Origin of the sequence: Microbacterium soli, from assembly GCF_039539005.1 — a bacterium.
Taxonomy (GTDB): Bacteria; Actinomycetota; Actinomycetes; order Actinomycetales; family Microbacteriaceae; genus Microbacterium; species Microbacterium soli.
On the sequence record NZ_BAABCP010000001.1, the window covers coordinates 2,436,925 to 2,447,703 of the forward strand.

The following is a 10,779-nucleotide window of genomic DNA, read 5'->3' on the forward strand; positions in this document are numbered from 1 at the left end:
GAGGATCCGGGATGATCGAGAGGCTGGGACCGAGGAAGTACGCCTTCCCGCTGCTGGTGGTGGTGCTGATCGGATGCGTGATGGCGCTGCTGTTCTATCCGATGCTGCACATGCAGCCGAAGAACCTGCCGTTCGCCGTGCTGTCCCTGGACGAGGGGGCCACGACGCCCGCCGGCGAGGTCAATGCGGGCGAGATGATGACGGAGAAGCTCGTGACCGCGGAGGCACCCGGAGACGGCGAGGTCGCCCCGATCAAGTGGGAGGTCGTCGACTCGCAGGAGGCGCTGGACGACGCGATCGCGGAGAACGAGTATTACGGCGCACTGACGATCCCCGCGGACTTCACGAAGGCGCAGGCCGCCGCGCAGGCCGGTCAGGGCGAGGCGCCGAGCGTGCATGTCGTGCTCGACAACGCCAAGAGCCCCATGATGGCGACGCAGATGCAGACGTTGATGGGGCAGACGTTCGGCGGGCTCGGTCTGACCGCGGACATCGAGGTGATCCACACCGGGGATGCGGATGCGGCACCGGTCTCGCCGATGGCGGGCATGATGAGCCAGCAGGTGGGAATCATGCCGCTGATGATCATGTCGCTGATCGGGTCGATCCTGCTGGTGCGCATCTTCCCGATGCGGGGAGCGGAGACCACCGGGCGGCGCTTCGGGGTCCTCGGCATCCAGCTGGCCTACGCCGCCGGATACTCGCTGCTGGCATCCCTGGCCGCCGTCTGGCTGCTCAACGGCGTCGTCGGCGCGGCGGCGCCCTTCTGGACGACGACGGTGTTCCTGTGGTTCGCGGCGTTCGCGGTCACCGCCCTGTTCCTGGGTGCGTTCGACGTCGCGTTCCCGCTGGGCGTGCTGCTGGCGATCGCGGCGGTGCTGTGCGGGATGATGACCGCGGTGCTCCCGCCGGAGACCCTGCCCGCGTTCTGGGCGGATTGGATCCAGCCGTGGGTTCCGCAGCCCTTCATCGCCGGGGGCCTGCGCGACATCCTCTACATGGGCGCCGGACTCATGCCCAAGGGCAGCGGCGGGCTTCTCGTCATCGGCGGCGTCGGGGTCATCCTCACCCTCATCGCCGGATTCATCCCGCGCCGTGCGCGGGCGGGCGTCTCACCGGCAGCCGCCGAGCCGGAGCCGGTGACGGCCTGAGCGGTCGGGCCTTCAGCCCGGACGCGGCTCCCGTCGTGCCCGTGCGACGACGATCCCGCGCTGAGAGTGCGGGAAGTCCTCCAGCATCGCTCGCAGCTCGGCGGCCTCCACATCCGCGCCGAACGCCTCCGCGCCCGGCTCGAGCATGATCCCGGATGCCAGGGGGCCGGCGATCACCGGATCGAAGCCCAGGTCGTCGACGAGCCCGGCGACGGCCGCCACGTCGTCCTCCCCGTCGCCGGCGATCGCGATCGCCTTGCGCCCGGCGGCTCCCGCCGGCCTGGCCTCGTCCACCAGATCCTGATATCCCATGTGTCCGAGGGCCTTGACCACCCGGGCACCGGTGAGGAACTCCTGCACGAGCTCGCTCGTGGAGGTGCGCGGGTCGTTCAGGTCCGGACGGATGCCGTCGGAGCCCCACCAGAAATTCATGGCGTCGATGACGAGCATCCCGCGCAGTCCCGCCACGGGGAGGGTTCGGAAGCCGCTGAGCGGGAGGGCGAGCAGCACGGCATCCGCCCCCGCGATCACGCCGTCCACGGACCCCGCCGACGCGCCGATCGCGGCCATCGCCGGGGCGATCGATCCGGCGTCGCCGGAGTGCGCGACCCGCACCCGCAGGCCCGCGGCGACGGCGAGCTGCGCGATCGCGCCGCCCAGCCGTCCCGCGCCGATGATGCCCAGGGTGCGGATGCGGGTGTCCATGCCACGATGCTACGTGCCGCTCGGGCCCGAAGAGCGTTCCGCACCGTCCTTCCCGCGCGCGAGGCGGGAGGGCCACCAGATCGCCGGACCGATGTCGAGACTCAGCGCGGGCACGAGCAGCGATCGCACGACGAAGGTGTCCAGCAGCACGCCGACGGCGACGATGAACGCGATCTGCACGAGGAACAGGATCGGGATCACCGAGAGCGCGGCGAACGTCGCGGCCAGCACGAGCCCGGCCGAGGTGATCACCCCGCCCGTGACCGCGAGCCCGCGCAGCACGCCCTCTTCCGTGCCGTGGCGCCGCGACTCCTCGCGCACCCGTGTCATGAGGAAGATGTTGTAGTCGATGCCCAGCGCGACGAGGAACACGAAGCCGTACAGCGGGACGGCGGGGTCCGCGCCGGGGAAGTCGAAGATCCCGTTGAACACGAGGGCGGACACGCCCAGCGCCGACCCGAACGACAGCACGGTGGTGAGGATCAGCAGCAGCGGGGCGACGACGGCGCGCAGCAGCAGCATGAGGATCCCGAGGATCACGAGGAGGATGACGGGGATGATCAGCGTGCGGTCGTGGATCGACGCGGTGTTCGTGTCGATCGACGTCGCGGTGACTCCTCCGACCAGCGCCCCCAGCCCATCGAGGTCATCGCGCACGGCGTTCACGGCCCGCTCCGCGGCGGCGGAGTCCGCGGCGGAGTCGAGGGTGGCCTGCAGCAGCACCCGTCCGTCCACCACGGTGGGCGCGGGAGCAGGGGCACCGGGAGGACCGAAGGCGCCCACGCCGTCCGCGGTCATCGGCGCGGTGCCCGACGGCGAGTCGGATGCCGTCACCGACACCGTGTCGATGCCGTCCGCGTCCCGCAGCACGTCAGCGGCGTCCTGCAGGCCGGACTCGTCGACCAGCACGTACACGGGGCTGCCGGATCCGCCCGGGAAGTGCTCGCCGAGCACCTGCTGGCCGTCGCGGGCGTCGGACTGGCCCAGCACCAGGTCGGACTGCGGCACACCGTCCGCCTGCAGCTGCACGACCCCCGTCGCCGCGACGAGGAGCACCAGTGCCACGGAGATCCAGATGGCGCGCGGCCTGCGGCGCACGAGGCGCGCCAGGCGCGGCCACGCGCCTCCCTGATCGAGAGGACTCTCGTCGACGGCGCCGTCGGGGGAGAACACCGGGCGACGTGGCCAGAACGCGGCGCGCCCGAACAGGAGGAGCAGGGCCGGGAGCAGGGTGAGCGCCGACAGCATCGCGAAGACGATGCCGACGGCCGCCACCGGGCCCAGCGAGCTGTTGGACTTCAGATCGCTCAGCAGCAGGCACAGCAGGCCGGCGATGACCGTGCCGCCCGACGCGAGGATGGGTTCGAAGGATCCCTTCCAGGCGGCGCGGATCGCCGTCCATCCGTCCTGCGTCCGCCGCAGCTCCTCACGCAGCCGCGCGACCAGCAGCAGCGAATAGTCGGTCGCCGCGCCGATGACGAGGATGAACAGGATGCCCTGGGTCTGCCCGCTCAGCAGCAGGATGCCGGCCTTCGCCGCCCACCACACCACCAGCAGCGCCACGCACAGGGCGAACAGGCTCGTGCTGAGCACGATCACCGGCAGCAGCAGGGACCTGTACACGACGATGAGGATCACGAGCACGGCCAGCATCGCCACCAGCAGCAGGATGCCGTCGATGCCGGAGAAGCCCGCGACGAGGTCGGCGGTGAAGCCCGCCGGCCCGGTGAGATGCACGCGGACGCCGGCGGGAACGGCGGTGCGCAGGTCGGCGGAGAGGGCGGCGGTGACCTCGCCGACATCGGCGTCCGCGTCGATGGGCACGAACGCCTGCGCGGCCCTGCCGTCGTCGGAGACCAGCACGGGGGAGGAGCCGTCCTGCACGCCCTCGGCGGTCACCGCGCCGTCCAGCGCGGCGCCGAGCGCCTGACGCAGATCGTCGTCGATCGTCGTGTCCGCTTCGAAGACGACCACCGCGGGGATGGCGTCCTCGCCGAGGAAGTCGCCGAGGCTCCGCTGCACCTCGGTGGCCGCGGCGGAATCGGGCAGATAGGCGGTGCCGTCGTTCGAGGAGACCTCGTCCACCCGTCCGAACAGCGGACCGCCCAGGCCCGCCCCGATCACCCACGCGAGGATGAGGAGGGCGGAGAGCAGGGTGCGCAGCAGGCGACCGCGTCGGCGGGTCGGCTCTGCGGCCTCGGGCGGTCCCGAGCGGACCCGGGGCGTCGCGGTGCGCTGCGGTGAGGAAGGGGGATGCGACATGATCGGCCTTTCGGATCGGGCGGGGTCAGCCCCGCCATGCGGCGATGAGCAGCAGGGTCGCCAGGAAGCCGACGACGTAGTTGAGGATGAGGAAGCGTCGCCAGGAGCGGTTCGCAGCGGGGGATCGGTCGTCGGTCACGCTCCACCACGGCAGGGCGATCGCGATGTACGGCAGCACGAGGGCGGCGGCCCAGGGGCCGGGCCACGGCGCCCAGAGCATGACGCACCCCGCGGTGATCCAGACGACGACGGCGAGCCTGACCGTGGACCGCGCGCCGAGCGCCGTCGCGATCGAGGAGATCCCGCCGGCGCGGTCGGGAAGGACGTCCTGCACGGCGCCGAAGGCGTGCGCGGCCGCACCCCAGAGGAAGAAGGCGACGAGGGTGAGCACCCAGCCGGCACTCGGTGCGGCGCCCGCGAGGGACAGACCGACCAGTGCGGGGCCGACGAAATGCGTGCTGGAGGTCAGGGAATCGATGACCGGCCGCTCCTTCAGACGCAGCCCCGGCACGGAGTAGGCGACCACGGCGACCATGCTCACCGCCAGCCACGCCCGTGCCGCCGGGGTGCCGAGGGTGAACAGCAGCACGAGGAAGGGGATGTTGGAGGCCGCGATCGTCCACATCAGAGCACGGTGCAGCTCCGGCGTCGGCTGTGCGCCCTCCGCTCCGCCCTTGCGGGGATTGAGGAGGTCGGAGGCGCTGTCGAACACGTCGTTGATCCCGTACAGGGCGAGGTTGTAGGGGGCGAGGAAGTAGGCGACGCCGATCACGAGGACGACGTCCACCCGACCGGAGGCCATCAGATACGCGGCGCCGAACGGGAACGCCGTGTTGATCCAGCTGACGGGACGGGAGACCGTCAGGAGCTGCCGGACCGCGCCGGTGGTCATCGTCCGGGCCCCTCGTCCGTGTCGCGTCGGGAGCGCAGCGCCGCCCACACTGCAGGCAGCAGGACACCGGCCGCCAGCGGATACGACAGGTCCTCCACGGGGACGGGCCCGATGTGCACGCCCAGGAGCCGCGACGGCTCGTAGGAGAAGAATCCCGCGGTGATCATCACGGCGTCGAAGACGAGCGTCAGGGCCAGCAGGACGGTGATGGTCAGCAGGACGGGGACCGTTGCAGGGCGCCGCGCCGCCGCGAGCCGCAGAGCCGCGGTCAGCACGACGACGGCGGCGAGGAGGATCACGGACAGCAGGGGGTACGTCATCCGAGATCCTCCGACCGGTCGCGACGGATGCCCCGCAGTCGGGCGGTGCCGACGATGCGGACGAAGCCGGTGTAGGCGACCATCGTGCACGTCGACAGCAGGACCAGGAACACCGGCTCCTCCAGCGGCAGCTCCGGGGCGAGCACGATGCCCGTCGCCCACGGGCTGTCCCCGCGGAGGAAGATGCCGGCGGCGATGCCCGTGGCATCCCAGAGCAGGAAGAAGACCGTTCCTGCTGCGGTGACGATGGCAGCCGTGATCGGATCCCTCCAGAAGAACAGCCGGAAGCGATGATCCAGCAGCAGCACACAGCCCAGGCCGGCCAGCAGCCCGAGAAGATGCGTCATTCCCATCATCCTCTCCTTCGCACGTCGGCGCCCGCGGGCTCGGGCAGCGGACCGGCGGAGCGGTCGCCACGGATGCGCTTGAGGACGAGCTCGGCGCTGATCAGGCACATCGGCACGCCCACCCCCGGTGACGTCGTCGCCCCGGCGAAGTACAGCCCTCGTACGCGCCGGGAGGCGTTCCGGGCGCGGAGGACGGCGCTCTGCGACAGCACGTGCGCCGGTCCCAGCATCCCTCCGCGCCAGGAATGGAAGTCGGCGGCGAAGTCCGCCGGGCCCCGCGTCTCGCGCACGAGGATGCGTGGGCGCAGATCCGGGATGCCCGCCCACTGCGAGACCGTGTCGATCGCCGCATCCGCGATCTCCTCGACCCGCCGATCACCTCCGCCCTCGCTCCCGCCCCGGCCGAGCGCGACGTCGGGCGGCACCGGTACGAGGAGGAAGAGGTTCTCATCGCCCTCCGGGGCGACCGTCGGGTCGGTCTGCGACGGCTTGCACGCGTACAGCGAGGCGGGCTCGGGAACCCGCGGTCGCGTGCCGAACACGGCATCGAGATTCGCATGCCAGTCCTCGGCGAGGAACAGGGAGTGATGCGGGAGCCGCGGAAGGCGGCCACGGATGCCGAGCATGACCGTCACCGCTCCCGGCCCGCTCACGCGGCGGCGCCACCAGCGCTCCGGCCAGGTGCGCAGCCGGGGAGGCAGGAGACGGGTCTCGGTGTGATGCAGATCCGCGGCGGAGACGACGATGTCCGCGGAGAGGCGTCGCTCGACGCCCGTGCCGTCGCGCCAGCGGACACCGCGCACCTCGGCGCCCGTGGTCGTGGTCGTGGTGAGGATCTCCTCCACTTCGGCATCCGTCACGATCACCGCTCCGGCATCCTCCGCCAGAGCCGTCAGACGGTCGATGACGCGGGCGAAGCCGCCCTGCGGGTAGCGCACGCCGTCATCGAGGTCCAAGGCGCTCAGCAGGTGGTACAGGGCCGGTGCGCGCCGCGGGTCGGTGCCGAGGAAGACCGCGGGGTAGCCGAGGATCTGCCTGAGCACGGGATGCGCGAACCGGCGGGAGGCGAAGGCGTCCAGGCTCGTGGACAGCAGGCCCGCCAGTCTCGGCAGCACGCGCAGGACCTCGGGGCGGAACAGACCGCTCAGCCGCGTGTACGGGTTGTACAGGAAGTGCGCGAGCGCGAGGTCCTTCGCCCGGCGCGCGGAGGAGAGATAAGCCGTCAGCCGCCGGCCGGCGCCCGGCTCGAGACGCTCGAACAGGATCGGTGCCGCGCCGCGCGCGTGCACGGCGACGGGGGAGACCGGGGCGCCCTCGTGGCGCTCGGCGAAGACGGCGTATCCGGGATCGAGCGATCTCAGATCCAGCTGCTCGTCCGACGAGGTGCCCATCAGCGCGAAGAAGTGCTCGAAGGCCTCGGGCAGGAGCAGCCACGACGGCCCGGTGTCGAATCGGAAGCCGTGACGGTGCAGCGAGCCGGCGCGTCCGCCGACGACGGCGTTCTTCTCGAGCACGGTCACCTCGTGGCCGTCACGGGCGAGCAGTCCCGCCGTGGCCAGCCCTGCGACCCCGGCCCCGATCACGATGACGCGGCTCATCGGCCCGGCTCCGCGACGGTGCGCAGCACGGCGCCGGCGACGATGGCGGCCTTGCGGGCGTCGGGCACGCGCACGCGCGTGCTGTACAGGGTGCTGACCGGGGTGGCGCTGATGCGATCCGCCAGTGCGGCGAACAGCCCCAGGGCGCTGCGGACCGCGACCCGCGCGTCCCTCGGCAGCAGCGGGACGGCCACGCGCGCCTCGGCCAGCCGGGCTCGGATCCGCAGCAGCCGAGCATCGCGATCTGCATCCGTCAACCGGCCCTTCTCGCGCAGGTAGCTGCGGTGCAGCCGTTCGGTGTCGTCGGCGAGATCCCGCAGGAAGTTCACGTCCTGGAAGGCCGCCCCCAGTGCCCGTGCGCCGTGCTCGAGAACGCTCAGCTGCCCGTCGCTGCGGGATTGGTGGCACAGGAAGACCCGAAGGCACATGAGTCCGACGACCTCTGCGGAGCCGTGCACGTACTGCTCGTGGGAGCGATCGTCGTGGCCCCGGACGGTCGTGGCTCCGGCGGGGCGGAGGTCCATGCGCATCGAGTCGAAGAACGGCGCCGTCAGATCCTCGTCGATGCCGCAGTCCCGCGCCGTGCGGGCGAAGGCGTGCAGCACCATGTCGCCGCTGCATCCGAGGCGGATCGCGCGGCCGACCGCCTGCTCGTACTCGCAGAGCGCGGCCAGCTGCGCGGCGGCGTCCAGACCCGCCTCCTCCGTCACGCCGTCGACCAGCTCGTCGGCGATGCGAACCATGGCGTAGATGTTTCGGACGTGCTGCCGGTGCCGCCGGCCGAGCAGGCGGGTGGCGAGACCGAAGGAGGTCGAGTAGGCGCGGATGACCTCCGATGCGGCGGCTTCGGCTGTGTCGGTGAACAGCGGCAGGCCGGCGGTGGCTCTCGTGCCCGTCATGACGCCCTCCCGTCGATGAGCCCCACCACGTCGTCGAGCACGGCCCTGGCGGGAGGCGGGAGCAGTCCAGCGCGGGCGGCATCCGCGATCCCGGCTCGAGCTCGGGCGAGCTGCTGGGCGACCAGACGGTGGGCGAACTCCTCGGCGCCGCAGGCTCGGAACCGGTCGCGCATCGCGTCGGCCTCCGCTTCCGTGAGATCAGCGGCGCCGAAGCGGGGTGCGATGTCCTCCCACGCGCCGGTGCGGCGCGCGTGGGCGACGAGCGTCGTGCGCTTGCCCTCCCGCAGGTCCGAACAGGGGTCCTTGCCGTGCGAGCGCCCGTCGCCGAACATCGCCAGCGCGTCATCCTGAACCTGATACGCCAGTCCGAGGGCCCGGGAGACTGTCGCGAGCACCGTTTCGAGATCCTCGCCGCGCCCCGCCAGGATCACCGCCAGACGCAGCGGGAGCGCGAAGCTGTACGCCGCGGTCTTCTCCGCCGTCATCCTCAGAACCGTCTCCGGCTCGTCGGCGATCACCCCGTCACTCAGAGCCGTGTCGGTCAGCTCCCCGGCGACGGTCGTGCTGATCGTGCTGTGCAGCAGCCGGAGCATGCGCGTGCGCACAGCGGCCGGCAGGTCGGCGAGGGCGAAGATGCGATGCACCTCGGTCAGCAGCAGATCGCCCATCAGGATGGCTCCCGTGCATCCCCAGTGCCGGGCCGCCGCGTTCGTGCCGCGGGCGGGAGCAGGATGCTGATCCTGCAGGCGCGCGATGAGATTCGGGGCGTGCCGGCGCTGCAGATCTCCGTCGATCACATCGTCGTGCAGGAGGAATGCGAAGTGCAGCAGCTCGATGGCGCAGGCCAGCTGGAGCACGGTCCGGGGCGCCGCCGAGTCGGAGCAGCGCGAGGAGACCGCCGGATCGGGGCGGTCCGACAGTGCGGCGTGGAGGCGGAGCAGCATCCGCGGGCGCAGCATCTTCCCGTCTGCGATCTGCTCTCCCGCGAGCCGCCACAGCAGGGCGAACTCGTCGCCGTGCGTGAGCGCGGACGCCTCCCGCTCCGCAAGGAGCCGGCGCAGTTCGGGCCCGACCTCGGCCTCGGGATCCGCGGCGCCGCGCAGCGACGTCATGGTCGCAGCCCGTCCAGCTCGAGGAGCAGCGGAAGCTGCTCGCGCATCCACGGGCTGAAGACGAATCCCGTCGTCTGCAGGGCCTGGGCGACGGCCCCGGGCTGTGCCCAGGCCCAGTCCAGGACCTCGGTGGGATCGGGCGCCGGCGTTCCGTCCAGCAGGGCGACGGAGACAGGGCAGATCTCGTTCTCGACGACTCCCGACGCGTCCACGGCACGGTACCGGTAGGAGGGGAGCACGATGCGGATCGATCGGATGCGAACCCCGAGCTCCTCGTGGGCGCGCCGCTCGGCCGCCCGGACCGGATGCTCTCCGGGGAAGGGATGCCCGCAGAAGCTGTTGGTCCACACTCCCGGCCAGGTCGTCTTCTCCAGCGCGCGGCGGGTGAGCAGCAGCCGCCCGTCGGAGTCGAGCAGATAGCAGGAGAAGCCGAGGTGCAGCGGTGTGAGGGCGGTGTGGACGGTGTCCTTGCGCGCCGATCCCGTCGGTGTGCCGTCATCCGACAGGAGCGTGATCAGTTCCATGCGTCGTTCCCCTCAATATCTATAGCCGAGAGTATTGCTAGCTAGGCAAGAAAGCAATATAGCATGAAATAATTAATCGGATAGTATCGGAGGATGGATGAACGATCGGGCCAGGGAGCCTCAGTCGGCGAAGGAGCCGTCGAGAGCCCTCGGCGCCCGTCGGAGGGGATGCGGAAGGACGATGTCTACGACATCGATCTCAGCGATCCCACGCACATCCTCGTCGACCGGGGGGGGATGGATCCCGCCGATGTGCGGCAGATCACCGAACTGATGATGTCCCTGGGGCGGCTCCGTGAAGCCGAGGAGCACCTGTCGGAGGTCTCACGGCGCTACATGCGCCTCAACGAGACCGACATGCGCGCGCTGCACTACCTCATCGTGTGCGAGAACAAGAAGGTCATCGCCACGCCCGGGGGCATCTCCGACCACCTCGACATCTCCTCCGCCTCGACGACCAAGCTCCTGGACCGACTGGAGCGCGGCGGGCACATCGTGCGCGAGCCGCATCCCACCGACCGGCGCGCCCTGGCCATCTCGATCACCCCCGAGACGCATCGTGCGGCCATGGAGACGGTCGGACGCCAGCAGTCCAAGCGCTTCTACGCCGCAGCACGGCTGAGCACGGCGGAGCGGGACGTCGTCATCCGGTTCCTGCAGGACATGACGGCGGAGATCACGCTGCACGACGAGGCCTGGGCTCAGCAGGAGGACTGACACCGCGGCGGCGTCGATCGGAGCCGGCCCGGTCATGCCGTCGTCCCGCCCATCGGGCCCCGCGGATGCCTAGAGTGTGGTCATGGAGAAGAATCGACCGGACGAACCCGAACGGCCTGCGGCCGTCGACGCGGAGGAGGCGCTGCGCGACGCGGCCGCAGCCGCAGGGGCCGCGACGGCCGAGGCCAACCGCTGGGGCGGGGCCGACAAGAAGCCCGCCGAGCCCGCGGACCGCTTCTGGTGAGCCGGGTG

General features: G+C 71.2%; 12 protein-coding genes. 3 read left to right on the forward strand and 9 right to left on the reverse strand.

Annotated features, from left to right (window positions below; translation table 11 throughout):
* Positions 1-11: 11 nt before the first annotated feature.
* Positions 12-1,151: a YhgE/Pip domain-containing protein gene (locus ABD770_RS11520; RefSeq protein WP_344819702.1), complete on the forward strand. Its 1,140-nt coding sequence runs from the start codon at positions 12-14 to the stop codon at positions 1,149-1,151.
* Positions 1,152-1,163: 12 nt separating this feature from the next.
* Here the strand turns inward: ABD770_RS11520 and ABD770_RS11525 are convergent, their stop codons facing one another.
* From ABD770_RS11525 to idi, 9 genes are read right to left on the reverse strand one after another with little or no spacing between them, the layout of a single operon-like run.
* Positions 1,164-1,856, reverse strand: a complete 693-nt coding sequence (locus tag ABD770_RS11525) for an NADPH-dependent F420 reductase (protein WP_344819703.1) — start codon at positions 1,854-1,856, stop codon at positions 1,164-1,166.
* A gap of 9 nt (positions 1,857-1,865) precedes the next feature.
* A complete protein-coding gene (locus ABD770_RS11530) occupies positions 1,866-4,118 on the reverse strand; it encodes an MMPL family transporter (RefSeq protein WP_344819704.1) in 2,253 nt (750 codons plus the stop codon).
* Between the two features lie 25 nt (positions 4,119-4,143).
* On the reverse strand, positions 4,144-5,010 hold the full coding sequence (locus ABD770_RS11535; RefSeq protein WP_344819705.1) for a prenyltransferase: 867 nt from the start codon (positions 5,008-5,010) through the stop codon (positions 4,144-4,146).
* Positions 5,007-5,330 carry a lycopene cyclase domain-containing protein gene (locus ABD770_RS11540; RefSeq protein ID WP_344819706.1) on the reverse strand — a complete coding sequence of 108 codons (324 nt, stop codon included), beginning with the start codon at positions 5,328-5,330 and terminating at the stop codon, positions 5,007-5,009. Before ABD770_RS11540 ends, ABD770_RS11535 begins: the two co-directional genes overlap by 4 nt.
* Positions 5,327-5,677, reverse strand: coding sequence for a lycopene cyclase domain-containing protein (locus ABD770_RS11545; RefSeq protein WP_344819707.1), 351 nt, complete (start codon positions 5,675-5,677; stop codon positions 5,327-5,329). Before ABD770_RS11545 ends, ABD770_RS11540 begins: the two co-directional genes overlap by 4 nt.
* A 5-nt stretch (positions 5,678-5,682) precedes the next feature.
* Entirely contained in the window at positions 5,683-7,275 is a 1,593-nt protein-coding gene (gene crtI, locus ABD770_RS11550; RefSeq protein ID WP_344819708.1) for a phytoene desaturase family protein, read from the reverse strand.
* Positions 7,272-8,174, reverse strand: a complete 903-nt coding sequence (locus tag ABD770_RS11555; RefSeq protein WP_344819710.1) for a phytoene/squalene synthase family protein — start codon at positions 8,172-8,174, stop codon at positions 7,272-7,274. The genes crtI and ABD770_RS11555 overlap by 4 nt, the downstream gene beginning before the upstream one ends.
* Positions 8,171-9,286: a polyprenyl synthetase family protein gene (locus ABD770_RS11560; protein ID WP_344819711.1), complete on the reverse strand. Its 1,116-nt coding sequence runs from the start codon at positions 9,284-9,286 to the stop codon at positions 8,171-8,173. The genes ABD770_RS11555 and ABD770_RS11560 overlap by 4 nt, the downstream gene beginning before the upstream one ends.
* Positions 9,283-9,810, reverse strand: a complete 528-nt coding sequence (idi, locus tag ABD770_RS11565) for an isopentenyl-diphosphate Delta-isomerase (RefSeq protein ID WP_344819712.1) — start codon at positions 9,808-9,810, stop codon at positions 9,283-9,285. Before idi ends, ABD770_RS11560 begins: the two co-directional genes overlap by 4 nt.
* Before the next feature lie 168 nt (positions 9,811-9,978).
* Between idi and ABD770_RS11570 the strand changes: the two genes are divergently transcribed.
* Entirely contained in the window at positions 9,979-10,527 is a 549-nt protein-coding gene (locus ABD770_RS11570; protein WP_344819920.1) for a MarR family winged helix-turn-helix transcriptional regulator, read from the forward strand.
* A gap of 82 nt (positions 10,528-10,609) precedes the next feature.
* A complete protein-coding gene (locus ABD770_RS11575; RefSeq protein WP_344819713.1) occupies positions 10,610-10,771 on the forward strand; it encodes a hypothetical protein in 162 nt (53 codons plus the stop codon).
* Positions 10,772-10,779: the final 8 nt, after the last annotated feature.